Genomic DNA, 25,537 nt, shown 5'->3' with positions numbered 1-25,537 from the left:
AACGTGTTCAACTCTTGAAGTAATCATCGGAGCTGGAATGCGTCTACCCACTCGCAGACGGTTCAGCGCAGACGCTGGCTGATGACCTTCGACACACCATCGCCCTGCATCGAGACGCCGTACAGCGCGTCGGCGACCTCCATCGTGCGCTTCTGGTGCGTGATCACGATCAGCTGCGAGGACTCCTGGAGCTCCTGCATGATGCGGATCAGCCGCTGGAGGTTGGTGTCGTCGAGGGCGGCCTCGACCTCGTCCATGACGTAGAACGGGCTGGGCCGGGCCTTGAAGATCGACACCAGCATGGCGACGGCGGTCAGCGACCGCTCGCCGCCGGAGAGCAGGCTGAGCCGCTTGACCTTCTTGCCCGGAGGCCGGGCCTCGACATCGACGCCCGTGGTGAGCATGTTGCCGGGGTCGGTCAGGATCAGCCGTCCCTCGCCACCCGGGAAGAGCCTGCCGAACACGCCCTCGAACTGGCGGGCGGTGTCCCGGAACGCCTCGGTGAAGACCTGCTCGACCCGCTCGTCCACCTCCTTCACCACCTGAAGGAGGTCGGCGCGGGTCTTCTTGAGGTCCTCGAGCTGCTCGCTGAGGAACTTGTGGCGTTCCTCCAGCGCGGAGAACTCCTCAAGGGCGAGCGGGTTCACCTTGCCGAGCTGCTGATAGGCGCGTTCGGCCGCCTTCAGGCGCTTCTCCTGCTCGGCCCGCAGAAAACGCCTCGGCTGGTTGCGCGGATCCTCGGAGTCCTCCGGCAGCACCTCGCCCTCGGCCGGCGGCGAGGGCGGTACCGGCTGATGCGGCCCGTACTCCGAGAGGAGCCCCGCGGGCTCCACCCCGAGCTCCTCCAGCGCCTTGGTCTCCAGCTGCTCGATCCGCATCCGCTTCTCGGCTCCGAGCACCTCGCCCCGGTGGACCGAGTCCGTCAGCTTGTCGAGCTCGGCCTTGAGGTCGCGCCCGGCGGTACGGGCGGCGGCCAGTTCCCGCTCGCGCCGCGCCCTGGCGGCGTCGGCGGCGACCCGCTCCGCCTCGCCCCGCCCGAGGGACACCTCGACATGCGCGAGCAGCTGCCGCGCACCGGAGGCGACGGCCTCCGCGACGGCGGCCTCGTGCCGCAGCCGTGCCTTCCGCTGTTCGGCACGCACGCGTGCCTCTCGTTCCGCCCGCGCGGCCCGGTCCAGCGCGTCGGCCCGGCCGGCCAGCGCCTTCACCCGCTCCTCGTGCGTACGGACCTGGAGCCTGGCCTCCATCTCGGTCTGCCGGGCGTTGGCCCCGTCGGCGGCGAGCCGGTCCCGCGCGGAGGTGTCGGGCTCCTCCTCGACCGGCATCTCCTCGGCGACGGCCAGCCGTTCGGCCAGTTCCTCGGCCTCTTCCACGGCCCGGTCCAGCGCGTCCTGTGCCCGCGCCGCGGCCGCCGCGGACCGCTCGGCCTCACCGGCGGCGCCCCGCGCCTGTCCCGCGAGCCGCCCGAGCTGCTGGGCCACGGCCGACTTCTCCCGGTCGGCGGCCCGCCGCCGCTCCCCCAGCTCCTCGACCAGCACGGCACACTCCTGGCGCCGCTCCCCGGCCGCGTGCTGCGTCCGCGTCAACTCCGCGCAGCGCACGGCCAGCTCTTCGAGCTCGGCGGCGGCCTCGTCCACGGAGGCCTGCACCTCCAGCAGACTGGGCGCCCCGGCGGACCCGCCGTGCGCGAAATGCGCCCCCAGCAGATCGCCCTCGGCGGTGACGGCGGTGAGACCGGGACGGGCGTAGACGAGCTCCTCGGCGTCCTCCAACGTGCCGACGACGACGATCCCCCGCAGCAGACGCCGCACGGCGGGCATGAACTCGACGGGACCTCGCACCAGGTCGGCGGCGTACCGCGGCCCGTCGGCCTCCCGCGGCTCCTGGGGTACGTCGTCCGGAGCACCGCTCAGCAACAGCGCGGCCCGTCCCCCGTCCTGCTTGCGCAGCAGGCGGATCGCTTCGGCGGCGGCGGACGGGGTGGTCACGGCGAGGGCGTCCGCCGCCGCCCCGAAGGCCGCCGCGAGCGGAACCTCGTAGCCCTGCGTCACCGTCAGCAGTTCGGCCGCCGGGCCCAGCAGGCCGCCGAGCCGATCCCGTGCGTCGAGCAGCGCGCTCGTACCGTCCTTGCGGCGCAGGCCCATCGCCAGGGCCTCGTGACGGGCCCGGGTCGCGGCGCGTCTGCGTTCGGCCACCGTGGCGGCCTCGCGGGCGGCGGTGAGTTCGGCCTCCGCCTCGACGAGCCGGCGCTTGGCCGTCTCGTGCCGGTCACCGAGCTCCTGATCACCCGCGTCGAGCCCGTCGACCTCCGCCTTGAGCGCCTCGTACTCCTCCTGCGCGGTGCCGGCCCGCTCCTGGGCCTCGTCCCGGGCGGCGGCCAGCCGGTCGATCTCGGCCTGGGCGGAGGCGGCACGCGAACGGGCCGCGTTGACCTGGCCGTTCAACCGGGCCAGGCCCTCGCGGCGGTCGGCGATGGCCCGGGCGACGTCCTTCAGCCGCCGTTCCTCGACGGCGAGCTCCCGCTCGAGGTCGGCACGGTGGGCGACGGTGTCGTCGAGCGCGTGCTGGGCCGCTTCGCGGGCGGCCTCCAGTTCGGCCTCCTGCTCGCGGACGCGGCCGGCCTCGCGCTCCATGTCCTCGGGGTCGCGGCCGCGCCGCTCCTCGGGCGGCGCGGAGGTGGCGCTCTTCACGCGCGCGTCGGCTAGCGAGATCGTGCCGCGGACGCGTTCGGCGAGCTGGGACAGCTCGTACCAGGTCTGCTGGGCGCGCTGGAGGCGCGGCGCGAGCCGCCGGACCTCGTCCTCCAGCAGGGCCTCCCGCTGGAGGGCTCCGCGCAGTTCCTGCTCGGCTGCCTCCTTGCGCTCCTTGAGGGCGGCCTCGTCGGCGACCTCGGTCTGCAGGGCCTCCCGCAGCCGTACGAGATCGTCAGCGAGGAGGCGCAGACGTGCGTCGCGCAGATCGGCCTGGATGACGGCGGCGCGCCGGGCGACGGCGGCCTGGCGGCCGAGGGGCTTGAGCTGACGCCGTAGTTCGTCGGTCAGATCCTGCACGCGCGCGAGGTTGGCCTGCATCGCGTCCAGTTTCCTGAGCGCCTTCTCCTTGCGCTTGCGGTGCTTGAGGACGCCCGCGGCCTCCTCGATGAAGGCGCGCCGGCCCATGGGGTCGGCGTGCAGGACGGAGTCGAGCTGGCCCTGGCCGACGATCACGTGCATCTCACGGCCGATGCCGGAGTCGGACAGCAGGTCCTGGATGTCGAGGAGCCGGCAGGTGTCGCCGTTGATCTGGTACTCGCTGCCGCCGTTGCGGAACATGATCCGCGTGATGGTGACCTCGGCGTACTCGATGGGCAGCGCCCCGTCGGAGTTGTCGATGGTCAGGGACACCTCGGCCCGGCCCAGCGGGGGGCGGCCGGTGGTGCCGGCGAAGATGACGTCCTCCATCTTGCCGCCGCGCAGCGACTTGGCGCCCTGCTCGCCCATGACCCAGCTGAGCGCGTCGACGACGTTGGACTTGCCCGAGCCGTTCGGTCCGACCACGCAGGTGATCCCCGGTTCGAACCTGAGCGTGGTCGCCGAGGCGAACGACTTGAATCCCCGGAGGGTCAGGGCCTTGAGGTGCACGGCGCTGGACTCTACCTTCCGGGGATGTCTCACTCCATGAACCCGCGGTTTCACCCATGAACGCGCAGGGCACATCAAACGTCAAGAGACTGAAAGGGTGCGCGGGGGAACCAAATAAAGCGGGGGCGACGGGCTGGAATTACGGGGGAAAAGAAAGAAGGGACGCCGAAGCGTCCCTTGCAAACTCTGACAACTTAGCGGTCCGACGCGGTTGAGTTGAGCCGCCCGACCTCTGCGTGTGCCGTTGTGCAGCGGTGCAGCGATCAGGTGAGCGCAGGCTCCGCCTGGCGTGCGTCGATGCTCTCCAGAAGCGATTCGTGAGAAGCGGCAGCCGTCAGCGCGTCGTTCTCGGCCTGGATCCGTCCGAGCTCGGATTCCAGATCTTGTACACGCTGCTGGAGCCGTCGCATCTCGGCGAGGAGTCGCGGGTCGGAGCCGCCGACGTAACCGAGAAGCGCCTTTGCCATGATGGATGGTCCTCCACGATGAGTGACCGACCGAAGCGGTGTGGGTCGGAGGGATTCGCACCCGCGGTGCTTGACATGATCTTGTTGGTGCTGACGTTCGTCCATGCCAAACAGCTGAGGTGCGCGGGGTGCTTTCAGCGTCTCACCAAAAAGTTTGACGGTCAACACGATCACGCCCCGTATTGGCGGGCGACCCGGTGGCGCGCGGCCTGAACGGCGGCGCTGCGACTCCTGCGGGGCCCTCAGGGCGTGGCGATCATCCTTGCGTGCGGAGCCTCCCACCGCAAGCGATTCTTGGCAACCACCTGCTCCTTTCTGCTGAGGGCAAGTGGCGACGGCATGTTTCGACACCCTCACGGCGCCGTTTCGCACGGAGTCCTCAGCGGATCGCGAAGCCGTCGTAGCCGCCGCGCGGTGTGTCCCAGATCTCGGTGACGCCGTTCACGCACCCGGGCGTGTCGTCACTCAGGAGCCAGCCGAGCAGTCCCTCACAGCCCTCACGGGCCCCCTCCGCCACGACCTGAACCCGTCCGTCGGCCAAATTGAGAGCAAAACCACTCAGGCCGCCGATCTCCAGCGCCTTGGCCCGCGTGAACCAGCGGAAACCCACGCCCTGGACGTGTCCGCGCACCCAGGCGACCAGCCGTACATCCTCGCTCATGGGTGCAACCTAACCGGGCAAAGTCGCTCGGAGCACTTCTCCCCCAGAGCCATGCGGTACCGTCCCCACCCAATGATTCTTATATGAAACTCACTCGATCGGGTGAGTCAGGTCGACCAGAGGGAGCAGGAGGCGCGCGTCGCCCCAGCGCTTCGGCCGACCGCTGGGAACACCGCTTGGACGAGGAAGGCAAGGACATGGGACGCCACCGACGCTCCGCCGCCGGCCGCGCCGCCACGGGCCGCGCCACGGGGGTCACACAGACGCACGGCTCGCACGCGGACAGTCGCACTCCGCGGGACTCGTATGCGGGCGACCGCCCCACGATGGGCATCGCGCCGTACCTGAACCCGGAGGCGTACGCCGACTCCGTGGCCAGAAGTCAGGACTACCTGTACTCCGTCGACGACGAGTACGCCGACACCGCGGTGTTCGCGGCGGACGGATTCCGGCCCGACGACGGTGCCCTGCGGTCGGGCTCGGCCCGCGCCGCCGCCGGCCGCCGCCGGAAGAAGAAGGTCGCCACGCCGGTCAAGACAGGTCTGCTGGGCGTCTCCGCGGCGGTCGCCCTGGGCACCGTCGCGGTGGCCACGGGCGTGGTGCCCGGTCTCGACAGCTACCAGCTCGGCGGCGGCGGGGGCTCCGCCGACAAGGTGCAGGCCGCCGACTCCCCGACCAACTCGGCCTCCGAGCAGGGCGGCACCTCCGGCTCCGCCGACTCCGAACGCGGCGGTACGTCGACCAGCCGCGACTCCGGCCGGTCGACCTCGCCCGCCACCCCGCCGTCGTCATCGGCCCCCTCCTCGCCCTCCGCCTCCACCTCGTCGGCGGCGCCGACCAAGACCGCCACCGAGAAGCCGAAGCCGCAGACCACGCCTTCGAAGGAGCCGGAGACCACTCCGTCCAAATCGAAGAAGACGGCCACCAAGGCGCCGGAGCAGTCCGATTCCCCGGTGACGGTCTCGGCCGAGGCACAGGCCGCTGCCGAGGTGCTGAAGCTGGTCAACGAGGAGCGGGCCAAGGTCGGCTGCAGTGCCGTCTCCGCGAACAGCTCACTGTCGGATCTCGCCGAGAAGTTCAGCGACGACATGGCCGCGCGAGGTTTCTTCGACCACACCGATCCGGACGGGGCGACCCCGTGGGACCGGGCGGCGAAGGCCGGGATATCCGGCCTCGGCGGCGAGAACATAGCCCGGGGCCAGGCCGACGCGGCCGCGGTCATGGAGGCCTGGATGAACAGCCCCGGCCACAAGGCGAACATACTGAACTGCGACTTCAAGACGCTGGGCGTCGGTGTCCACTTCGGCTCCGGCGGCCCCTGGTGGACGCAGGACTTCGGCTACTAGGGCCGAAAAGGGGACCGAGCGGCAGGCGGCGGACCCGCAGAAACGATCATGCAGCCTGGGCGCGGCCGTTCCGGAAGAGCCGCGCGGTCTCGGCGACCCGCCGGCCCAGGTGTTCCGCCGTGGCCACGTCGGCCTTGTGGACGGCCTCCGGACCCTCGTCGACGTTGGTCTGCGCGGCCGCGCCGAGGAACACGCCGAGGCGGTTGAGGTCGTTCTCGGATCCGGTGCTGCTGTTCCAGCCGGGCAGCAGACCGAGGTTGACCCAGTGCATGCCCAGCTGCGCCGCCAGGATCTGGAAGAACTGCAGCGTGTGCAGCTTGTCGCCGCTCTTGGAACCGGAGTTGGTGAACCCTGCGGCCAGCTTGTCCCGCCACGCCTGGGTGGCCCAGCGCGCGGAGGTCGCCTCGGCGAAGGCGTGGAAGGCACCGGACGCGGTTCCCATGTAGGTCGGTGAACCGAACACGATCGCGTCCGAGCCGTCGAGCAGCGTCCACTGCTCCTCGGTGATCTCGTCGACCTTGATCAGGTGCACCTCGGCACCTGCTTCGGCGGCCCCGGCACGGACGGCCTCGGCGAGGACGGCGGTGTGACCGTAGCCGGAGTGGTAAGCGACGGAGACCACGGGGACGCTGACTACGGAGGCAGGGATCACGGGGACGGGGGCCACGGGGACGGACATACGTACTCCTCGAATGGGCAGCTCAAAAGCGGTGACCACAGGATTGCACTAACTTTTGGTTAGTGCAATCCACCAGCTAGCGCTGCCTTCGCGTACGCTTGGGTCATGAACATCACCCAGGAGCGCACGGCGGACCAGGACCTCCCGTTCGACGTGTTCGCCAGGGCCTGCCCCTCGCGCGGCACGCTGGAGCACGTCACGGGCCGCTGGGGCGGACTCACGCTGGGGGCGCTGTACGAGGGCTCGCTGCGCTTCAACGAGCTGCGCCGCCGGGTCGACGGCGTGAGCGAGAAGATGCTGTCCCAGACGCTGCACGCGCTGGAGCGCGACGGCCTGGTGCATCGCGAGGCTCAGCCGACCAACCCGCCCCGCGTGGACTACGAACTGACCCCACTGGGACGCGAGGTGGCCGAGCGGCTGCTGTCCCTCATCCACTGCGTGGAAGGGCGCATGGGTGACGTGCTGGCCGCCCGCGAGCGCTACGACGGGATGCGCGGCACCTTCTGACACTTCGGGCAGAAGTAGCTGGACCGGTTCATCCACGGGCGCCGGCGCATCGGCGTGGCACACCGCCTGCAGGGCAGACCCTCGCGGCCGTAGGCGTCCAGGGACCGGTCGAAGTAGCCCGACTCGCCGTTGACGTTGACGTACAGGCTGTCGAAACTGGTGCCGCCCACGGCGAGAGCCGCGTTCATCACGTCCCGGACGTGGCCCAGGAGTTCGAGCGTGCGCGGACGCGTGAGGTTCCCGGTGGGGCGGTCGTAGTGCAGGCGGGCGCGCCACAGCGCCTCGTCCGCGTAGATGTTGCCGACGCCGCTGATCAGCGACTGGTCGAGCAGGGCGCGCTTGATGGTGGTGCGCTTGCGCCGCAGGGCCTGATGGAACACCTCCTCGTCGAACAGCTGATCGAGGGGGTCGCGGGCGATGTGCGCGATGACGTCCGGAAGTCCGTCGGGGGTGGTGTCGTGCAGCGAAAGGCCGCCGAAGGTGCGCTGGTCGACGAAGCGCAGCTCGGTGTTCACCTCGTCCGCGAAGCGCACCCGGACGCGCAGGTGCTTCTCGTCGGGAGCCTCGTGCGGCTGGACCAGGAGCTGGCCGCTCATGCCGAGGTGGGCCAGGATCGCCTGGTGGGTATCCGCCAGCGGCAGCCACAGATACTTGCCGCGGCGGCTGGCGGTGCCGATGCGGTGACCCTTGAGGCGGTGCGCGAAGTCGTCGGCGCCGGCCGTATGACGGCGTACGGCACGCGGGTGCAGCACCTCGGCGTCGGCGACCGTGCGATGGGCGACCCATCGCTCCAGACCGCGCCGGACGACCTCGACCTCGGGCAACTCGGGCATGGGATCCCCCGTACGGAGCGCCCGCCTCCCAGTGGGGGCGGGCGCTCGTCTCGTACCGCTGTTCTACTGTTCCGCTGTTCGTCAGGCGGAGGCGGACTCGGGGTCCGGGCTGCCGTCGGCGGCCGGGACGGCCTGCGCCGCCTTGGCACGCTCGTCCGCCGCGGCCCGGATGGACCGCCAGGCGGACTCGGCGGCCTGCTGCTCCGCCTCCTTCTTGCTGCGGCCGGTGCCGGTGCCGTACGAGACGCCTCCGACGCGGGCAGCAGCAGTGAAGGTCTTCTCGTGGTCGGGGCCGGTCTCCGTGACCAGGTACTCGGGGACACCGAGGCCTTCGGTCGCGGTGAGCTCCTGGAGACTGGTCTTCCAGTCCAGGCCGGCACCGAGGTTCGAGGACTTCTCGATCAGCGGGTCGAACAGGCGGTGCACCAGTTCGGAGGCCGCGTCGAGGCCCTGATCGAGATAGACCGCGCCGATCACCGCTTCGAGGGTGTCGGCGAGGATGGACGCCTTGTCCCGGCCGCCCGTGCCCTCTTCGCCCCGGCCGAGCCGGATGAAGGAACCCAGGTCGAGGCCACGACCGACCCCCGCCAGCGCACGCGAGTTGACCACCGCGGCCCGCAACTTGGCCAGCTGGCCTTCGGGCAGGTCGGGGTGGGTGCGATACAGCGTGTCCGTGACGACGAGGCCGAGCACGGAGTCCCCGAGGAACTCCAGCCGCTCGTTCGTCGGCAGGCCGCCGTTCTCGTATGCGAAGGAACGGTGGGTCAGCGCACGCACCAGAAGGGCGGACTCGAGCCGATAGCCGAGCCGCCCTTCCAGAAGCGTGTGGGACGAGGCCGTGTCCGCCTTGTTCTTGGCGGTCGTGTCCGCCTTGGCGTCAGACATGAAGCCTCTCACCAGCCGCTCAGACCTCGAGGACCTGGCGCTTGTTATAGGTGCCGCAAGACGGGCACGCGATGTGCTGCAGCTTGGGCTCGTGGCAGCGCTCGCACGCAACCAGGGTGAAGACCGCAGCCTTCCACTGCGACCGGCGGTGGCGCGTGTTGCTGCGCGACATCTTCCGCTTCGGAACAGCCACGGCTACTTCTCCTGCTTCTCGTTGGCGCGCGCCGATCGAGGCGCTTCGCCACTCATCTCGTCCTTCTCGCCGTCTTCGAGTGAACCGGCGAGTCCCTGCAGTGCCGCCCAACGGATGTCGGTGGCGTCATGGTGGTGGTCCGGGTCGTCCGTGAGCCGCGCTCCGCACTCGGAACACAGGCCCAGACAGTCGTCCTGGCACACCGGCTGCAGCGGCAGTGCGAGCACCACCGCATCACGCAGCACGGGTTCGAGGTCGAACAAGCCGTCCTCGATGTAGAGCCTGTCCTCGTCTTCCTCGGCGTCGTCGACCGGCTCCGCTTTGGGGCGGCCCCGGTCGTCGGCGTCAGGGTACGAGAACATCTCCTGGAAGTCCGCTTCGAGCTCCAGCTCCAGCGGCTCCAGACACCTTACGCACTCCCCCTCGGCCTGTGCACGGGCGGTGCCTGTGACGAGCACCCCTTCCATGACCGACTCGAGTCGGAGTTCGAGCTCCACCGGGGCGCCTTCCGGCACTCCGATAACTCCCTGGATCCCGAGATCCCGGGGAGCGTCGATCTGACGGGTCAGGCGCTGTAGCGCACCAGGCCGCCGCCCCAGCTCGTGCGTGTCGAACACGAGAGGCTTGCGGTGGTCGAGGCGGGCGTTCAGGGCCATTCCTGCTTTCGATCTTCTGAGCTCGGGGGGACGCTGCCCCTCGGTACTGCGGGCAACTTTGATCGCGGGCGTATACGAAGTCAGCGAAGCGCACACGCGACCGAAGAGACAGGATACTGGAGCTTTCGCCCACAGCCCAATCCGGGCCCTGCCCCACCCTGCACGGGGGCGGCAGGTGGGTTGGGCGGGCTGGCTCTACAGGCCGCGTCCCTGTTCGTAGGCACGCAGCTGCTCGGCACTGATCATGCCGGTGTCGAAGAGGCTGGTCTCGTCGAGGGCGTAACCCTGCTGGGCCTGCTGGGCCTGCTGGGCCTGCTGGGGCTGCTGGACGGCCTGGTTCGGGTCGTAGGGGGCCTGCTGTGTGTCGTAGCCCTGGTACGCATAGGGGTCGGCCTGCTGCTGGTAGCCGTACGCGTCCTGCTGGCCGTAGCCCTGCTGTTGCTGCTGATAGCCGCCGTACGGGTCCGGCTGCTGCTGGTAGCCGTACGCCGGCTGCGGTTCCTGCTGGTCGTACGGCTGCTGGACGGGCTGCGCGGCCGCGGCGTCCTGCTCCGCGAGGGCGGTCAGGTCGGCGAGGTAGTCGGCGTCGGAGGAGTGCTGGAACGTCGTGGCGTCGTCGGCGAGGGCTCCGAGGTCGTCCGAGGCGATACGACCGTGCAGCTTCTGGCGGCCGCGGCCGACCGCGTCCAGGGTCTTGGCGAGGACCGCCTCGAAGGCGCCCAGCTTGGTGTCGACGTAGGCGTCGGCGTCACGGCGCAGGGTCTCGGGGTCGTGGCTGCGCTCGGGGGCGTCCTCGTCCTCGTAGCCGTTCTCGTCGGTGCCGGGTCCGGTGCCGAGGAGCTTCTCGCGGCCGCGGCCGACCGAGCCGAGGGTCTTGGTGAGGACGACCTCGAAGTTCGCGAGCTTGGAGTCCACGTAGTCGTCGGCCTCCGCGCGGACCTCCTCGGCCTCCTTGCGGGCCTCGGCGAGGATGCGGTCCGCCTCGTCCTGGGAGCGGCGGGCGATCTCGGTGTCGGAGATCAGGGAGCCGCGCTCGGCGTGTGCGGTGGAGATGATCCGCTCGGCCTCCTGGCGGGCCTGCTCGACCATCTGCTCACGGCCCCCGATCAGCTCCTCGGCCTGGGCGAGGGAGTCGGGAAGGGCCGCGCGCACCTCTTCCAGCAGGGCGAGCAGATCCGCGCGGTTGACCACGCACGAAGCCGACATCGGCATCGACCGGGCACTGGAGACCGCCGTCACGATCTCGTCGAGCTTCTTCTGCACGTCCACCGGTTGCTCGCCACTCTCTACAGCTGTGTTGGAGACGGACGGGACGACTGTACGGCCATGGGGTGTCCGCCGGACACCGGGTGACGGGCCGTCAGGAAGCCGGTCCCGAGGTCAGTCGTTCCGGAGACGCTCGCCGAGTGCCTCCAGGACCAGCGGCGGCACCAGGTGGGAGACGTCGCCGCCCCAGGTCGCGACCTCCTTGACCAGGGAGGAGGACAGAAAGCTGTACGTGGGGTTGGTCGGCACGAACAGCGTCTCGACGCCCGACAGACCGTTGTTCATCTGGGCCATCTGCAGCTCGTAGTCGAAGTCGCTGACCGCCCGGAGGCCCTTGACGATGGCCGGGATGTCGCGCTGCTTGCAGAAGTCGACGAGGAGGCCGTGGAACGCCTCGACGCGGACGTTGCCGTACTCGGCGGTGACCTGGCGGATCAGGTCGATCCGCTCGTCGATCTCGAACAGGCCCTTCTTGGACTTGTTGATCATGACCGCGACATAGACCTCGTCGTACAGACGAGAGGCGCGGGAAATGATGTCGAGGTGTCCGTTGGTGATCGGGTCGAACGACCCGGGACAGACGGCACGGCGCACTTGTGGTCCCTCGCTCTCCAGTCCGGTCATCGTGCGTCTTCGCACGTAGAGGCGGCGCGACCGTACCAAAACGTTCCCTCGCCGTAGCGACGGGCCCGAAGCGCTTCGAAACCGTCCGGCCAGGGGAACTCCCCGCCTCTGGTGCTGCGCTCCACGGTGACGAGGGCATCGGCCGCGAGCCAGCCCCCCGAGCGGAGTGTGAGGAGAATCTCCCGAAGATCGTCGTTCGTCACGGCGTACGGGGGATCGAGGAAGACCAGGTCGTACGGCCCCGTCGGCGGTGTCTGGATGATCTGCCCGGCCTTGCCCGCCCTGACCTCCGCGCCGGGCAGGCCGAGTGCCTTGACGTTCTCCCGGATCGTGCGGGCCGCTCGCGCGTCGGCCTCGACGAGGAGGGTGTGGCCCGCGCCTCGGGACAGGGCCTCCAGGCCCACGGCGCCCGAGCCCGCGTACAGGTCCAGCACCCGCTCGCCGTCGAGGGGGCCGCCCAGCAGGGCCTGCCAGGTGGAGAAGAGACCCTCGCGTGCGCGGTCGGAGGTGGGGCGGGTGCCGGTCCCTGGCGGGACGGCCAGGCGACGTCCACCGGCTACGCCGGCGATCACGCGGGTCATCTCGGGGTCCTTGTTCGGGGGCGGGTACTGCTCCAGTCTGGCAGGCCGCGGGAGCGGGAGCGCTCCGTACCGGCAGCGGCCGCGGGCCGTCCGGCACCGTCGCGCCGGGCGTGGGGAGTGGCTGCGGGCCGCCCGTGGCTCGCGCCACTGATGCCGGAGAGCGGCTGCGGGCCGTCCATGGCTTGTTCCGCCCGGACGGCACAGCCGCACGGTTCGGGTGCGGCGCGCGGCACGTCCCGGGCAGCTGGGCCTCACACGCGCCGGCCGTTCTTCGGCGGAAATGGCTGCGGGCCGCCCATGGCTCCACCGCCCGGGCGCTGGAGCCGCACACGCCCCGGGGCTCGCGGGCCCGGCCTCAGCGCCGCACGGTCCCATTGCGGCGCTGAGCGGCACGGTCCCATTGCGGCGCTTGGCGGCATGGTCCGGGTTCGGGGTGGCGTGGACAGGGTGTCGGACGCACCGGGGCGGTGTCGGGGCCGGCCCGGGTTCGGGGGGTGGTCTTCAGCCCTTGTCCAGGTACTGCTCCCTGTCCTCGTCGAGGAGGGCGTCCAGGGCCGTGCGCAGGCCGGGCAGGGTCTCCAGCTCCGGGTCGGCGGCGACCAGGCGGGCCGCCTCCTCGCGCGCCTCCGCGATGACCTCCTCGTCCTCGATGACCGCGAGTACGCGCAGGCTGGAGCGGGCGCCGGACTGGGCCTGGCCCAGCACGTCGCCCTCTCGGCGCTGTTCGAGGTCGACGCGGGAGAGCTCGAAGCCGTCGAGGGTGGCGGCGACGGCGTTGAGGCGCTGGCGGGCCGGGCTCGCCTCCGGCATCTCGGAGACGAGGAGGCACAGGCCGGGCGCCGAGCCCCGGCCGACCCGGCCGCGCAGCTGGTGCAGCTGGGAGACACCGAAGCGGTCGGCGTCCATGATCACCATCGCGGTGGCGTTCGGGACGTTGACGCCGACCTCGATGACGGTCGTGGCGACCAGGACGTCGGTGTCGCCCGCGGTGAAGCGGCGCATGACGGCGTCCTTGTCGTCGGGTGCCATGCGGCCGTGCAGGACCTCGACCCGGAGACCGTGCAGGGGGCCCTTGGCGAGCTGGTCGGCGATGTCCAGGACGGCGAGCGGCGGCCGCTTCTCGGCTTCGTCCTCGGGGGACTTCTTCTTGGCCCCGGCCTTCTTCTCCTCCTCGTCGTCGCCGATCCGCGGGCAGACGACGTACGCCTGATGGCCGTTCGCGACCTCCTCGCGGACCCGTTCCCAGGCGCGGGCCAGGAAGTGGGGCTTGTCGGCGGCCGGGACGACATGGCTGGCGATGGGTGAGCGGCCGGCCGGGAGCTGGTCGAGGACGGAGGTCTCCAGGTCGCCGAAGACGGTCATGGCGACAGTGCGCGGGATGGGCGTGGCCGTCATGACGAGCAGGTGCGGGGGTTGCTTGCCCTTGCCGCGCAGCGCGTCGCGTTGTTCGACACCGAAGCGGTGCTGTTCGTCGACGACGACCAGAGCGAGGTCATGGAACTTGACCTTGTCCTCGATCAGCGCGTGTGTGCCGATCACGATGCCGGCCTCGCCGGTGACGAGGTCGAGCAGTGCCTGCCGGCGGGCGGCCGTGCCCATGGACCCGGTCAGCACCACGACCTTGGTGGCCCGATCGGACCCGCCCAGCATCCCGCCCTCGGCCAGCTCGCCCATCATCTCGACGACGGAGCGGTGATGCTGCTGGGCGAGGACCTCGGTGGGGGCGAGCATGGCGGCCTGTCCACCGGCGTCGACCACGGCGAGCATGGCGCGCAGGGCGACCATGGTCTTGCCCGAACCCACCTCTCCCTGGAGCAGCCGGTGCATCGGGTGGTCCGTCGCCAGGTCGTCGAAGATCTCCTTCGAGACCTTCTGCTGGCCTTCGGTGAGGGTGAAGGGGAGGCGGGCGTCGAAGGAGGTGAGGAGCCCGTCGGGGGCGGGCACGCGGGGGACGGCCGGGAGTTGCGCGTCGGCGTGGCGGCGGCGGGCGAGGGCGACCTGGAGGACGAACGCCTCGTCCCACTTCAGGCGGGCCCGGGCGTCGGCGATGTCCGCCTTGGTGTGGGGGCGGTGGATCTTCAGGAGGGCCTCGGGGAGGGAGACCAGGCCCCGGCCGTCACGCAGGGAGTCCGGGAGGGGGTCGAGCGCCTCCTGTGCGTGGGGCAGGACGGTCTGGATCGCCTTGCCGATCTTCCAGGACTCCAGTTTCGCGGTGGCCGGGTAGAGCGGGATGAGGGCGCCGGCCCAGGTCTCGACGGATTCGTCCGTGTCCGCCCGCAGCAGTTCGTAGGCCGGATGGGCCAGCTGGAGGCGGCGGTTGAAGACCGAGACCTTGCCGGAGAACATCGCGCGCGTGCCCGGCAGGAGGTCCTTGTGGGGTTTGTGGACGCCGCTGCCGAAGAAGACCAGCTGGAGCCGGCCGCTGCCGTCGGTGATGGTCACCTCCAGGCGCTGGCCCTTGCCCCGGGGAGCCTTGGCCGAGGCGAAGCTGTGCAGCCGGGCGTCGGCGACCTGGGCGACCACGGTGGCGTGTTCGTCCATGGGGAGGTCGGCGAGGTGGGTGAGCTGGCCCCGCTCCTCGTATCTGCGGGGGTAGTGGTGCAGGAGGTCGCCGACGGTGTGCAGGCCGAGGTGCTCGGCCATCACCTTCGCGGTGGCGGGGCCGAGCACTGACTTCAGTGGCTGTTCCAGTGGTTCTTCCAGTGCGGGCACGAGATCCATTGCACACCACGCCACTGACATTGCCGTATACGTGTCCCGAAACCCCTGGTCAGGCGGCTCGTTCGGGCTCTAGGATGACGCGCTCCGGCCATCATCCGCGGTCACCGCCCCACCGGGACCGCCCGACCCCGCGCCGTGTCCTCCCCCAGCCCGCGGCGCTGCAGCGATGGACTCCCAGACCTCACAGTCATCCCAGGCATCCCAGCCGCCCCACACGTTCCAGGTCGACCTGCGTGGTCTGGTGGACCTGCTGTCCCATCACCTCTACTCCAGTCCCAAGGTCTATCTGCGCGAACTGCTGCAGAACGCCGTGGACGCGATCACCGCCCGGCGGGCCGAGGAGCCCGACGCCCCGGCGCGCGTGCGACTGTCCGCCGCGGACGGCCGGCTGCGGGTGGAGGACTCCGGCGTCGGTCTCACCGAGGCCGACGTGCACAGCCTGCTGGCGACGATCGGGCGCAGTTCCAAGCGCGCGGAGGGGCTCCAGGACGTCCGTTCGGACTTCCTCGGGCAGTTCGGCATCGGGCTGCTGGCCTGTTTCGTGGTGGCCGAACGGATCCGCGTGGTCAGTCGCAGTGCCCGTACCCCGGACGCGCCGCCGGTGGAGTGGACGGCGTGCGACGACGGCTCCTACACCGTACGGACACTGCCCGACGCGGAGCGGCCCGAGCCGGGCACCACCGTGCATCTGGTGGCGCGGGCCGGTGCCGGGGAGTGGCTCACAGAGCAGCGGGTGCTGGCGCTGGCCCGGGACTTCGGCTCGCTGCTGCCGTACGACGTCCGGGTCGGCGACGAGGCGGTCACCGATCTTCCGGCGCCCTGGAACCGGTCCTACCCCTCCCCCGCCAACCGGCGGGTGGCGCTGGCCCGGCACTGTCACGAGCTGTTCGGGTTCACGCCGTTGGACTCGGTCGAGCTGGATCTGCCGGTGGCGGGGGTGCGCGGGGTGGCGTACGTGCTGCCGTCGGCGGTCAGCCCGGCGCAGCGTGCCGGTCACCGGGTGCACCTCAAGGGGATGCTGCTGACCGAGCGGGGCGAACAGCTGCTGCCCGAATGGGCGTTCTTCGTGCGCTGTGTCCTGGACACCGACAGTCTGCGGCCGACGGCCTCACGGGAGTCGCTGTACGAGGACGAGACGCTGGCGGCGGTGCGGGAGGCGCTCGGGGAAAGGATCCGGTCATGGCTGACGGGGCTGGCCGCCGGGGATCCGCAACGGCTGGCGGCCTTCCTGGAGGTGCACCACCTGGGAGTGAAGTCCCTGGCGCGGCACGACAAGGAGATGCTGCGCACGATGCTGCCGTGGCTGCCCTTCGAGACGACCGACGGGCGGCTGTCGCTGGAGGAGTTCGCCCAGCGGCACCCGGTGGTGCACTTCACGCGGACCGTGGAGGAGTACCGGCAGGTCGCGCCGATCGCTTCCGCGCAGGGCATCGGGGTGATCAACGGCGGTTACACGTACGACAGCGAGCTGGTCGAGGCGCTGCCGTCGGTGCGGCCGGGGACGGTGGTCGCCGAGCTGGACGCGGAGACCGTGACCGCCCATCTGGACGCCGTCGCCCCGGCCGACGAGCTGGCGCTCGCGGGCTTCCTGGCGGCCGCGCGGGCGAAGCTCGATCCGCTGGGCTGCGACGTCGTCCTGCGGGCCTTTCACCCGTTGTCGGTGCCCGCGCTGCATCTCGACGACCGCGGGGCCCGGCACGAGCAGGCACGCGCGCGGGCGGAGTCGCGGGCCGACGACCTGTGGGCGGGCATTCTGGGCTCGCTGCGCGGGAGCGCCCCGCGCGCGCGTCTGGTGCTCAACCATCTCAACCCGCTGATACGGCGGATCAGTTCGTTGAACGATCCCGAGCTGATCGGCACCGCCACGGAGTCGCTGTACGGACAGGCGCTGCTGATGGCGCAGCGCCCGTTGCGGCCCGCGGACTCGGCGCTGCTGAACCGGGCGTTCATCGGCCTCCTGGAATGGGCCACGCACGGGGAGTCGGCACCCGGGGAGCCGACAGAGGGACAGGGCGGTCACTGATGAGTGGAATCACGGACTTCGACTCCCTCCGCCGGGCGATGGCGGAGAACGGCGAGCAGCCGGAGGGACCGGCCCGCAACGCGCGCGCGGAGCAACTGCTGGTGGAGGCCGAGCGGCTGGACATCCCGCTCGCCGTGATCGAGGCGCTCGGGCACCAGCTGAAGGTCTACAACTACAGCTCCGAGAAGGCGAAGATGTTCGTCCCGTTCGCGCGGCTGCTGCGTATGTGGGACGAGCGGCCCGAGGACTTCGACGCATACGAGACGCACTCGCTGCACTGGGTCTTCAAGTGGATGTCGGCCGGCATGCTGGACCAGCCGCACGTGCCGCTGGCGTCGGTGGAGAAGTGGCTCGGCGAGATGGAGCACCGCTACCGGATCGCCGGGCACTCCGCGCGGGCGGTGCGCAGCGCCGAGTTCAGCGTGGCCGCGCACGTGGGCGACGTGGAGCGGGCCGAGCGGGCGTTCACCGCCTGGCTGGCCGCGGACCGGGACACCATGGCCGACTGTCACGCGTGCGAGTTGCGCGGGCAGGGCTGGTGGCGGGCGGAGCGGGGCCGGGACGCGGAGGCGCTGGAGCTGTGGGCGCCGGTCCTGGAGGGCGAGTACACGTGCGCGCACGAGCCGCACGCCGTGCTCGCGTCGTCCCTGGTGCCGCTGCTGCGGCTCGGCCGTCTGGAGGAGGCCCGCGCCCACCATCTGCGGGGCTTTCGGCTGGTGCGGTCCATGGAGAGCATGCGGGGCGCCTACGCCGACCACGTCGAGTTCTGCGCGCTGACCGGGAACGAGGCCCGGGGCCTGGAACTGCTCGCGGAACGGCCCGCGTACTTCACGGACGAGGGGCATCCGCAGAGCAAGCTGGAGTTCCTGAGCGTGGTGGTGCTGCTCATGGAGCGCCTGTCCGAGCTCGGTCTCGCCGGTCAGCGGGTGCCCGGTCCGGCCGGGCGGGAGTGGACGGCCGCGGAACTCGCGACGCACGCGCGCGCCGAGGCCCTCGCGCTGGCCGCGCGCTTCGACGAGCGCAACGGTACGTCGTACGTCGGCGAGCGGGCACGCGCGCGTATGGCGCAGCGGCCCCTGGTGGAGCGGCTGCCGCTGGGGGTGCGGGCGGCTCGCCCCGCTTCGGCCGTGGCCGCGAAGGCGCCCGGGGCTGCGGCCCCGGTTCCGGAGGCCGGTGAACCGGACCTGCCGGTCCTGCTCGCCGAGGCCCGGCGGCTGTCCGACACCCTCCAGCCGCATGCCGTCGAGGCGTGGGAGCGAGTGGCGCAGCTGGCCGAAGAGGCGGAGGGCGTCGAGCTGGAGGCACGTGACCGCGCGGAGATCGCCGACCACCGGGCGATCGGTCTCGGCCCGGAGGGCGCCGAAACGTTCGCGCGCGCCGCCGAGTTGTACGCGCGGGCGGGCGACCCCGGAGAGGCCCTGGCCGCACGCGCGCGTGCCGCGTACGTCCGTGCGCTGGCCGGCGAGGTCGACGAGGCGCTCGCGACGGTCGCGGGCCTGTACGACCGGGTGCTCGAGCTGTACGCCGAGGGCGGCACGGAGGTCCCGCAGGCGGCGGGCGTGCTGATGGGACGGGCGCGGATCCTGATGCGGCGCGTCCACGAGGCCGAGGGAGCGGTGGAGGAGACGGTCCTGGCGGAGGCGGAGGCGGCCGTACGGGAGCTGCTGGCACTCGTGGACGGGCGGGCGGGGAACGACGTACGGCTCGCCGCCCGGGTCGCCGAGGGGCACGCGATGCTGGCGGAGCTGGCGACGCACTCCGGGCACCCGGAAGCGGGCGCGGAGCTGTTCGCGCGGGCCGCGGCGGAGTTCGTCGAGGCGGGTCTGCCGTGGTTCGCCGTGGAGTACGAGGCCCGGCTGGCCGGTATCGCCCATCAGCTGGAGGACATGGGGGAGGCGGAGCGGGCCCTGCGGGCGGCCCTGGAGCACGGCGGACCGTACCTGGAGGCGATCGGGCGGGCCCAGCTGCACCTCCAGCTCGCCGAGGTCGTCGGGGGCCGTGGGCAGGCCGACGAGGCCGCGGAACACGCCCTGGAGGCGGCGCACTGGGCGGACGAGGCAGGCGCGGGCCCCACGTTCGGCGCCTGGGCGCGGCACCAGCTCGGCGGGTTCCTGGTGCGCCAGGGCCGCTGGGCCGAGGCCGCGGAGGTGCTGGAGTCCGCGCTGGCGGACCTGACCGCCGAGACGCACGGCGACGGCGCGGTCGTCCAGACGCAGTGGTGGCTGGGTGACTGTCTGAGCGAGCTCGGGGAACACCGGGACGCCGCCGAACGCCGGCTCCAGGCCGCCGAGATCGCCCGGCACTGGCCCGAGCAGCACGACCACGCGACCCTCGCCCACCTGGCCGCCGAGTCGCTCGGCCAGGCCGGCCTGGGCACCGAGGCGGACCGGGCCTACGTGCGCGCGGGCGAGCTGTGGCGCGGCCTCGGCAACGTCCACGGGCTCGTCCGGTCACTACGTGCCCGCGCGTGGCTGGCGTTGCGCACCGAGGACGGGACGGACGCGGCACGCGCCCTGATGACCAGTGCCGTGGAGGAGTGCGCGGACGCGTTCGGCGTGGCGGACGACGACGAGGCGCGCCTGCGGCTCGTCGCCGAACTCGGCCACACCCACCGCCAGTTCGGGGACCTGCTCGCCCGCTCCGCCGCCGAGGACGCCGACGACGACTCGATCCGGGCCGCCCTTGACGAGGCGCTCTCCCAGATGGCCGAGGCCGTCGCGGTGTTCGTCGCCCTGGGCGAGGACGCCGTGCACGCCCGGACCGGCGCGGAGCTGGCCGCGGGCTGGCTGGAGACCGACCTGGGACGTCCGGCGGAGGCGGCGGCACGCGCGCGTGCGGTGCTGCGGGCTTACGCCGACGCCGATCCCGACCCCGACACCGGGAGCGAGGAGCAGGCGGAGGACGAGACGGTGCGGGCTCGGCGGGCCGAGGCGGAGCAGTTGCTACAGGCGGCGGAGGAACAGAAGGGGCGTTGAACGATCCCTCGGGAGAGGGGTGGTGGGGAGGACTGTTTGTTGAACAATCCCTTGGCCCGTCGCCCCTCGCCTTCGCCGCCCCCGCTCGCCGTCGCCCATCGCCCTCGCCCGCGCCGTCGCTCATTGCCCGCGCCGTCGCTCATCGTGCCCTCGCCCGCGCCGTCGCTCCTGGCTTCTGAGCCCAGGCCCCTGACCCGGCCCCTACTCCACCCCGATCAACAGCAACGCGCCCTGCCGTCCCCCTCGGTACACCACCGTGTCGACGGCGAGGTACGCCTCCCGTACCCGGGTCTCCAGGTGCTCGGCGACGCCGTCGGGGGCCTCGTCGCCGAGCACGAGGGTGACGAGTTCGCCGCCCGCCGCCAGCATGCGGTTCAGGACGGTCTCGGCGGCGGTGGTGACATCGGAGCCGATGACGGCCACGTCGCCGTCGATCAGCCCGAGGACGTCGCCGGCCTGACAGATGCCGGCCATGGTCCACGACTGACGCTCTGCGACGGCGACCTCGGCGTACCGGGTGGCACCGGCCGCCGAGGTCATGGACACCACGTCCTCGTCGAAGCGCCGCTCAGGCTCGTGCACGGCCAGCGCCGCGATCCCCTGGACCGCGGAGCGGGTGGGGATCAGGGCCACCCGGATGCCCTCCGCGCGAGCCTGCTCGGCGGCCGCGGCGGCGGTGTGCCGCAGGTCGGCGTCGTTGGGCAGCAGCACGACCTCGCGCGCGTGGGCCCGTCGTACGGCCTGAACGAGCTCTCCGCTGGCGGGCGGCTCACCGGGGCGCGCGAGCACGGTGGTCGCACCCGCCTCGGCGTACAGCCCGGCCAGGCCCTCGCCCGGCACTACGGCGACGACCGCCCGCTGGACCCGCTCGCGCGGCGGCCGCTCTCCACCGCGCGTGTGCGCGTCGTCGAGGCCGAAATGGGTGATCCGGATCCGGTACGGCCGGCCCGCCTCGACCCCCGCCTCCACGGCGGCGCCCGCGTCGTCCACGTGCACGTGCACGTTCCACAGACCGTCGCCGCCGACCACGACCAGCGAGTCGCCCAGGGCGTCCAGCCGCTGCCGCAGCCGCGCCACGGCCGTGTCCTCGGCTTCCAGAAGGTAGATCACCTCGAAGGCGGGGCCGCCCTCGCCGTCCGGCCCGTCGGCACAGTCCTCCGGGGGAACGGCACAGTCCTCCGGGAGAACAGGTTCCGGCGCACGAGCGGATTCCGGCGCCCGATCGGGCTGCACGCGCGCGTGGCTGGCGGACAGAGCGCCGGAGAGCGCCGGCACCTCCCCCGTGAACGTCCCCACCAGCGCCGCGAGGACCGCGACCAGTCCCCGGCCGCCCGCGTCCACCACGCCGGCGTGCTCCAGGACCGCCAGCTGCCCCGGGGTCTTGGCCAGGGCCGCGCACGCTCCTCGGTAGGCCGCCCGGGCGACCGTCCCGCAGTCCCCTCCCGCCCCCTCGGCCCCCTCGGCTGCGTCGGCGGCGGCCGAGGCGACCGACAGGACTGTGCCCTCGACGGGGTGCGCGACGGCCTGGCGGGCGGAGTCGGCCGCGTGCCGGAGGGCCAGGCCCAGCCCGTCTCCGTCGGTGTGAGGGGTCTCACCGTCGGCGGCGAGCACCTGGGCCATGCCGCGCAGCAACTGCGCGAGGATCGTCCCCGAGTTCCCGCGCGCCCCTATGAGCGCGCCGTGCGCCATCGCGCGTGCGGCGTCGGCGAGGGAGGGTTTCCCGGCGGGCACGGAACCAGCGCCGGAACCGGCCTCGTACCCGGCGAACACCGCCTCGACGGCGGTCGCCGCCGACTCGACGGTCAGGTACATGTTGGTGCCGGTGTCCCCGTCCGCGACCGGGTAGACGTTGATCGCGTCGATCTCCTCACGCGCCCGTCCCAGCGCCGTGAGGGCGAGGCCGCACCAGGTGCGCACCGCGAGAGCATCGAAGAATGTCTGCGGCACCTGCGCCACCTGCGCCTCCTTGAGCTGCTGGACTGGACGCAGCGTAGACCCCGGGCCGGTGTCCGCCGGAAAGCGGGCCGGACCGGAGCGGACGGGAGCCGACCGGGGCGGGGGCCGGGCCCCTGAGCAGCCATGGTAGTTTCGTTGCACTGGCGCAGTCGTTGTATGCTGCTCCGGTTGCCCGATCCGCATCGGGCCATCCCCCTGGCACCGCCACTCAGATCCTAGATCCTGATTCCGGCATGCCGGGATCATCCGTAAGTGCATCTGAAGTCTTTGGAGTGACCCGTGGCTGCCAACTGCGACGTCTGTGGCAAGGGGCCGAGCTTCGGCAACAGCATCTCGCACTCGCACCGCCGTACGTCCCGTCGCTGGAACCCGAACATCCAGCGCGTCCGTACCGTGGTCAGCGGGACGCCGAAGCGCGTGAACGCTTGCACCTCGTGCATCAAAGCCGGCAAGGTCTCGCGCTGACGCTCATCCCCCCACTCTCGACTCTGCTCGAGCCGGGGGGAACCCCAACGCGCGCGGCCACTGCTGGTTCGCTGCATAGAGCCGGTCCATTTCGATGGGCCGGCTTTCTGCTGTGCCCAGGATCCCCACGCCTGCCGAACTCCGGGGGATACGCTTCGGCATCCCGGGGGTGTCAGAAGATCTCCGGAAACGCGGGCCCGTTCTTCGCCCCGCCGACGGAGCGGCGCATCCGGAGGCGGGACCGGATGTACCGGCTGTTCGGCTCGCGGCCGATGGCCGGCTCCTTCAAGCGGCTCACCGAGAGGGCGGCGACGGACATCAGGCTCCGGCCGTACCCCGGGTGAGGTCCCACCCGTGGTCCACGGGGCCGATGCCGGCGCCGAGCGCGAACCCGGCGGCGATCGCCCCGGTGACGTAGCTCTTCGCCGCCGCCACCGCCTCCGGCACGGACCGCCCCTTCGCCAGCTGGGCCGCGATCGCGGAGGCGAGGGTGCAGCCCGTGCCGTGCGTGTGCCGGTTGTCGTGCCTCGGCGCCCGCAGCCAGTGCTCCTCGCGGCCGTCCGTCAGCAGGTCCACGGCTTCGCCGGGGAGATGGCCGCCCTTGATGAGCGCCCAGCGCGGTCCGTACGCCAGTACCGCGGCCGCGGCGTCCCTCAGCTGTTCCTCCGACTCGACCCGCACGCCCGTCAGTTGGGCCACCTCGTCGAGGTTGGGGGTGGCGACGGTGGCGACCGGCAGCAGTTTCCTCCGTACGGAGTCCAGCGCGGAGGCGGCCAGCAGCGGGTCCCCGTGCTTGGAGACCCCGACGGGGTCGACGACGACGGGAGCCCCGGCGCCGGCGAGCAACTCGGCGACCGTCTCGACGAGTTCGGCGGAGGCGAGCATGCCCGTCTTCACCGCCTGGACTCCGATGTCGTCGACGACGCTGCGGTACTGGGCCCGCACCGCCTCCACCGGCAGCTCCCAAGCCGCCTGCACGCCACGGGAGTTCTGCGCGGTGACCGCCGTGATCACGCTCATGCCGTGCACGCCGAGCGCGAGCATCGTCTTCAGGTCGGCCTGGATCCCGGCCCCGCCGCCGGAGTCGGAACCGGCGACGGTGAGCACCCGGGGCGGGGGCCCGAGCGCGCTCACGACTCCAGGTCCCCGAAGTGGTCCCAGCCGCCCTTGCTGGTCCAGGGCGCCCCGTCGACCGTCACCTGGGGCAGCGCGGACGGGTTGAGGACCTCGCCGATCACCTTCCAGCGGGCGGGCAGCTTCACGTCCGGCGGGAAGGTCGCCACGATCGCGTGGTCCTCTCCCCCGGTGAGCACCCACTGGATGGGATCGACCCCGACGGCCTGCCCGATGTCGTGCATCTGGGTCGGGATGTCGATGGCCCCGGAGCGGATGTCGATACGCACCTTGCTGGCTTCGGCGATGTGCCCGAGGTCGGCGATCAGCCCGTCGCTGACGTCGCACATCGCCGTCGCGCCGAGCCCGGCGGCCGCCGGACCCGCGTGGTACGGCGGCTCGGGGCGGCGGTGGGCCTCGACGAAGGCGCGGGGCGAGCGGAATCCGCGGGAGAGCACCGCGTACCCGGCTGCGGACCAGCCCAGCCAGCCGGTCACCGCCACGAGGTCGCCGGGCTGGGCGCCACCCCGGGTGACGGGCTCCTGGTTGCGCAGATCGCCGAGCGCGGTGATCGACACCATGATCGTGTCACCCCGTACGACGTCACCGCCGACCACGGAGGCACCGGCCACCTGGCACTCGTCGCGCAGACCGTCCATCATCTCCGACGGCCAGGTCACCGGCAGTTCGGCGGGCACGACGAGGCCGAGCAGCAGGGCCGTCGGCACCGCTCCCATGGCGGCGATGTCGGCGAGGTTCTGCGCGGCGGCCTTGCGGCCGACGTCGTAGGCCGTGGACCAGTCACGGCGGAAGTGCCGGCCCTCCAGCAGGATGTCGGTGCTGGCCACGACCCGGCGGTCGGGTGCGGCGACCACCGCGGCGTCGTCGCCGGGGCCGACCCGGACCGCGGAGGTGGTGGTGAGACGGGAGGTGAGCTCCCTGATGAGCCCGAACTCCCCGAGCTCACCAACAGTGCCCTTCATTGCCCTTTCGCCCCTTCTTTACCTGTCTGTGCCCGGTCGCGCGTAACCAGTGTCCTCGATACGGTCGAGTCAGCCGTCAACTTCCGTCGGGCTCGCACCCCGGCGCGCGAGCCGTGGTTTCCGCAGGTCTCCCCGCGGCGAGCGGTGACGCGATACCGTGGCGTTCCTTTTCCCCACATGATCCTCGTGGCCGCCCTGGAGGTTCCGTGGTACAGGCGTACATCCTGATCCAGACGGAGGTCGGCAAAGCGTCGACCGTCGCCGAAGAGATCGGCAAGATCCCTGGCGTCGTCCAGGCCGAGGACGTGACGGGACCCTATGACGTGATCGTGCGGGCCCAGGCCGACACGGTGGACGACCTCGGCCGCATGGTGGTCGCCAAGGTCCAGCAGGTGGACGGGATCACCCGCACCCTGACCTGCCCGGTCGTGCATCTGTAGCCCCCGTCTAACCTTGGCCGGTGAACCTTTTCCGTCACCGGCCCGTCGGCCTGCCCGCGCTCGTCCTGCTGATCACGGCTGCGGGCTGCTCCTCAGCAGACGACAACGCGTCGGCGGTGGTTCCCAGTCCCGGCACGAAAGCCACGAAGCTGTGCCGGGAGCTGGACAAGGTACTGCCGTCGAAGGTGGACGGTGAGAGCCGCCACGATCCCGAGCCCGCCTCCGCGCTGACCGCGGGCTGGGGAGGTCCGGAGATCATACTGCGCTGCGGGGTCACCCAGCCGCCGAAGATGATCGACCCGAAGGTCTCGCAGGGGGACGACCCGGACGCGGTGGCCGGCGGGGTGAACGGTGTCGACTGGCTGATGGAGAAGCGGGACGGCGGGGGCAACCGCTTCACCACGGCCAATCGGAGCGCGTACGTCGAGGTGACGGTGCCGGAGGGCGCGGACAACTCCAGCGCGTTGATCGATCTGGCCCCGGCCATCAAGAAGGCGATCCCCGCAGGGATCGCCGACTAGATCATCCGACTGGACCGGTCCC

The 25,537-nt window shown here is 71.6% G+C and carries 23 protein-coding genes; 7 read left to right on the top strand and 16 right to left on the bottom strand.

What is annotated here, in order from left to right:
* Positions 1 to 62 precede the first annotated feature (62 nt).
* From smc to ACFWBB_RS29555, 3 genes are all read right to left on the bottom strand, one after another.
* Positions 63 to 3,620, bottom strand: a complete 3,558-nt coding sequence (gene smc, locus ACFWBB_RS29565) for a chromosome segregation protein SMC (RefSeq protein WP_385278389.1) — start codon at positions 3,618 to 3,620, stop codon at positions 63 to 65.
* A 263-nt stretch (positions 3,621 to 3,883) separates the two neighbouring features.
* Positions 3,884 to 4,087 (bottom strand): hypothetical protein, encoded by a 204-nt coding sequence (locus ACFWBB_RS29560; protein ID WP_020128723.1) that lies wholly within the window; start codon positions 4,085 to 4,087, stop codon positions 3,884 to 3,886.
* Between the two features lie 379 nt (positions 4,088 to 4,466).
* On the bottom strand, positions 4,467 to 4,748 hold the full coding sequence (locus tag ACFWBB_RS29555) for an acylphosphatase (protein WP_385278386.1): 282 nt from the start codon (positions 4,746 to 4,748) through the stop codon (positions 4,467 to 4,469).
* 197 nt (positions 4,749 to 4,945) lie between these two features.
* Between ACFWBB_RS29555 and ACFWBB_RS29550 the strand changes: the two genes are divergently transcribed.
* Complete coding sequence (locus ACFWBB_RS29550; protein WP_385278384.1) at positions 4,946 to 6,094, top strand: CAP domain-containing protein; 1,149 nt, start codon at positions 4,946 to 4,948, stop codon at positions 6,092 to 6,094.
* 46 nt (positions 6,095 to 6,140) lie between these two features.
* On the opposite strand, the gene ACFWBB_RS29545 is transcribed toward ACFWBB_RS29550, so the two are convergent.
* Entirely contained in the window at positions 6,141 to 6,773 is a 633-nt protein-coding gene (locus ACFWBB_RS29545) for a flavodoxin family protein (RefSeq protein WP_385278382.1), read from the bottom strand.
* A 105-nt stretch (positions 6,774 to 6,878) separates the two neighbouring features.
* Between ACFWBB_RS29545 and ACFWBB_RS29540 the strand changes: the two genes are divergently transcribed.
* Complete coding sequence (locus ACFWBB_RS29540; RefSeq protein WP_385278380.1) at positions 6,879 to 7,280, top strand: winged helix-turn-helix transcriptional regulator; 402 nt, start codon at positions 6,879 to 6,881, stop codon at positions 7,278 to 7,280.
* Here ACFWBB_RS29540 and mutM read toward each other — a convergent pair.
* From mutM to recG, 8 genes are all read right to left on the bottom strand, one after another.
* Entirely contained in the window at positions 7,253 to 8,113 is an 861-nt protein-coding gene (gene mutM / locus ACFWBB_RS29535; protein ID WP_385278378.1) for a bifunctional DNA-formamidopyrimidine glycosylase/DNA-(apurinic or apyrimidinic site) lyase, read from the bottom strand. The two genes, ACFWBB_RS29540 and mutM, sit on opposite strands and share 28 nt — an antisense overlap.
* An 81-nt stretch (positions 8,114 to 8,194) precedes the next feature.
* Positions 8,195 to 8,998, bottom strand: a complete 804-nt coding sequence (rnc, locus tag ACFWBB_RS29530; RefSeq protein WP_385278376.1) for a ribonuclease III — start codon at positions 8,996 to 8,998, stop codon at positions 8,195 to 8,197.
* Between the two features lie 19 nt (positions 8,999 to 9,017).
* Positions 9,018 to 9,191 (bottom strand): 50S ribosomal protein L32, encoded by a 174-nt coding sequence (rpmF, locus tag ACFWBB_RS29525; RefSeq protein ID WP_385278374.1) that lies wholly within the window; start codon positions 9,189 to 9,191, stop codon positions 9,018 to 9,020.
* 2 nt (positions 9,192 to 9,193) lie between these two features.
* Positions 9,194 to 9,847, bottom strand: coding sequence for a YceD family protein (locus ACFWBB_RS29520; RefSeq protein WP_385278372.1), 654 nt, complete (start codon positions 9,845 to 9,847; stop codon positions 9,194 to 9,196).
* Positions 9,848 to 10,042: 195 nt separating this feature from the next.
* Positions 10,043 to 11,116, bottom strand: coding sequence for an ATP synthase F0 subunit B (locus ACFWBB_RS29515; RefSeq protein ID WP_385278370.1), 1,074 nt, complete (start codon positions 11,114 to 11,116; stop codon positions 10,043 to 10,045).
* 111 nt (positions 11,117 to 11,227) lie between these two features.
* The gene (gene coaD / locus ACFWBB_RS29510) at positions 11,228 to 11,707 is read right to left on the bottom strand and encodes a pantetheine-phosphate adenylyltransferase (RefSeq protein WP_385278406.1); all 480 of its coding nucleotides are present in this window, start codon (positions 11,705 to 11,707) and stop codon (positions 11,228 to 11,230) included.
* 26 nt (positions 11,708 to 11,733) lie between these two features.
* A complete protein-coding gene (gene rsmD, locus ACFWBB_RS29505; protein ID WP_385278368.1) occupies positions 11,734 to 12,318 on the bottom strand; it encodes a 16S rRNA (guanine(966)-N(2))-methyltransferase RsmD in 585 nt (194 codons plus the stop codon).
* A gap of 501 nt (positions 12,319 to 12,819) precedes the next feature.
* Positions 12,820 to 15,039, bottom strand: a complete 2,220-nt coding sequence (gene recG, locus ACFWBB_RS29500) for an ATP-dependent DNA helicase RecG (RefSeq protein ID WP_385278366.1) — start codon at positions 15,037 to 15,039, stop codon at positions 12,820 to 12,822.
* A 166-nt stretch (positions 15,040 to 15,205) separates the two neighbouring features.
* Here recG and ACFWBB_RS29495 point away from each other — a divergent pair, with 166 nt between their 5' ends.
* Both ACFWBB_RS29495 and ACFWBB_RS29490 read left to right on the top strand, forming a co-directional pair.
* Positions 15,206 to 17,062 carry an HSP90 family protein gene (locus ACFWBB_RS29495; protein ID WP_385278364.1) on the top strand — a complete coding sequence of 619 codons (1,857 nt, stop codon included), beginning with the start codon at positions 15,206 to 15,208 and terminating at the stop codon, positions 17,060 to 17,062.
* Positions 17,062 to 20,037 (top strand): tetratricopeptide repeat protein, encoded by a 2,976-nt coding sequence (locus tag ACFWBB_RS29490; RefSeq protein ID WP_385278362.1) that lies wholly within the window; start codon positions 17,062 to 17,064, stop codon positions 20,035 to 20,037. The genes ACFWBB_RS29495 and ACFWBB_RS29490 overlap by 1 nt, the downstream gene beginning before the upstream one ends.
* 201 nt (positions 20,038 to 20,238) lie before the next feature.
* Here the strand turns inward: ACFWBB_RS29490 and ACFWBB_RS29485 are convergent, their stop codons facing one another.
* Positions 20,239 to 21,993 (bottom strand): DAK2 domain-containing protein, encoded by a 1,755-nt coding sequence (locus tag ACFWBB_RS29485; protein ID WP_385278360.1) that lies wholly within the window; start codon positions 21,991 to 21,993, stop codon positions 20,239 to 20,241.
* Between the two features lie 279 nt (positions 21,994 to 22,272).
* Here ACFWBB_RS29485 and rpmB point away from each other — a divergent pair, with 279 nt between their 5' ends.
* Positions 22,273 to 22,458 (top strand): 50S ribosomal protein L28, encoded by a 186-nt coding sequence (gene rpmB, locus ACFWBB_RS29480; protein WP_107021922.1) that lies wholly within the window; start codon positions 22,273 to 22,275, stop codon positions 22,456 to 22,458.
* A 172-nt stretch (positions 22,459 to 22,630) separates the two neighbouring features.
* On the opposite strand, the gene ACFWBB_RS29475 is transcribed toward rpmB, so the two are convergent.
* From ACFWBB_RS29475 to ACFWBB_RS29465, 3 genes are read right to left on the bottom strand one after another with little or no spacing between them, the layout of a single operon-like run.
* Positions 22,631 to 22,777: a hypothetical protein gene (locus ACFWBB_RS29475; protein WP_385278358.1), complete on the bottom strand. Its 147-nt coding sequence runs from the start codon at positions 22,775 to 22,777 to the stop codon at positions 22,631 to 22,633.
* Positions 22,777 to 23,592 (bottom strand): bifunctional hydroxymethylpyrimidine kinase/phosphomethylpyrimidine kinase, encoded by an 816-nt coding sequence (gene thiD, locus ACFWBB_RS29470; protein ID WP_385278356.1) that lies wholly within the window; start codon positions 23,590 to 23,592, stop codon positions 22,777 to 22,779. The genes ACFWBB_RS29475 and thiD overlap by 1 nt, the downstream gene beginning before the upstream one ends.
* Positions 23,589 to 24,554, bottom strand: coding sequence for a thiamine-phosphate kinase (locus ACFWBB_RS29465; RefSeq protein ID WP_385278354.1), 966 nt, complete (start codon positions 24,552 to 24,554; stop codon positions 23,589 to 23,591). Before ACFWBB_RS29465 ends, thiD begins: the two co-directional genes overlap by 4 nt.
* A 206-nt stretch (positions 24,555 to 24,760) precedes the next feature.
* Here ACFWBB_RS29465 and ACFWBB_RS29460 point away from each other — a divergent pair, with 206 nt between their 5' ends.
* Positions 24,761 to 24,994 carry an Lrp/AsnC family transcriptional regulator gene (locus ACFWBB_RS29460; RefSeq protein ID WP_020128743.1) on the top strand — a complete coding sequence of 78 codons (234 nt, stop codon included), beginning with the start codon at positions 24,761 to 24,763 and terminating at the stop codon, positions 24,992 to 24,994.
* 20 nt (positions 24,995 to 25,014) lie between these two features.
* Entirely contained in the window at positions 25,015 to 25,515 is a 501-nt protein-coding gene (locus tag ACFWBB_RS29455; protein WP_385278352.1) for a DUF3515 domain-containing protein, read from the top strand.
* The last annotated feature ends 22 nt before the right edge of the window (positions 25,516 to 25,537 follow it).

The sequence above is a fragment of the Streptomyces sp. NPDC060000 genome (assembly GCF_042737375.1).
In the GTDB taxonomy this organism is placed as follows: Bacteria; Actinomycetota; Actinomycetes; order Streptomycetales; family Streptomycetaceae; genus Streptomyces.
This window is presented reverse-complemented; position numbering and strand designations above follow the sequence as displayed.

Bases quoted from the DNA above. Each gene is read 5' to 3' on its own strand.
- ACFWBB_RS29560 (WP_020128723.1), bottom strand. From the start codon at position 4,087: ATGGCAAAGGCGCTTCTCGGTTACGTCGGCGGCTCCGACCCGCGACTC.
- ACFWBB_RS29555 (WP_385278386.1), bottom strand. From the start codon at position 4,748: ATGAGCGAGGATGTACGGCTGGTCGCCTGGGTGCGCGGACACGTCCAG.
- ACFWBB_RS29550 (WP_385278384.1), top strand. From the start codon at position 4,946: ATGGGACGCCACCGACGCTCCGCCGCCGGCCGCGCCGCCACGGGCCGC.
- ACFWBB_RS29545 (WP_385278382.1), bottom strand. From the start codon at position 6,773: ATGTCCGTCCCCGTGGCCCCCGTCCCCGTGATCCCTGCCTCCGTAGTC.
- ACFWBB_RS29540 (WP_385278380.1), top strand. From the start codon at position 6,879: ATGAACATCACCCAGGAGCGCACGGCGGACCAGGACCTCCCGTTCGAC.
- mutM (WP_385278378.1), bottom strand. From the start codon at position 8,113: ATGCCCGAGTTGCCCGAGGTCGAGGTCGTCCGGCGCGGTCTGGAGCGA.
- rnc (WP_385278376.1), bottom strand. From the start codon at position 8,998: ATGTCTGACGCCAAGGCGGACACGACCGCCAAGAACAAGGCGGACACG.
- ACFWBB_RS29520 (WP_385278372.1), bottom strand. From the start codon at position 9,847: ATGGCCCTGAACGCCCGCCTCGACCACCGCAAGCCTCTCGTGTTCGAC.
- rsmD (WP_385278368.1), bottom strand. From the start codon at position 12,318: ATGACCCGCGTGATCGCCGGCGTAGCCGGTGGACGTCGCCTGGCCGTC.
- recG (WP_385278366.1), bottom strand. From the start codon at position 15,039: ATGGATCTCGTGCCCGCACTGGAAGAACCACTGGAACAGCCACTGAAG.
- ACFWBB_RS29495 (WP_385278364.1), top strand. From the start codon at position 15,206: ATGGACTCCCAGACCTCACAGTCATCCCAGGCATCCCAGCCGCCCCAC.
- ACFWBB_RS29490 (WP_385278362.1), top strand. From the start codon at position 17,062: ATGAGTGGAATCACGGACTTCGACTCCCTCCGCCGGGCGATGGCGGAG.
- ACFWBB_RS29475 (WP_385278358.1), bottom strand. From the start codon at position 22,777: ATGTCCGTCGCCGCCCTCTCGGTGAGCCGCTTGAAGGAGCCGGCCATC.
- ACFWBB_RS29465 (WP_385278354.1), bottom strand. From the start codon at position 24,554: ATGAAGGGCACTGTTGGTGAGCTCGGGGAGTTCGGGCTCATCAGGGAG.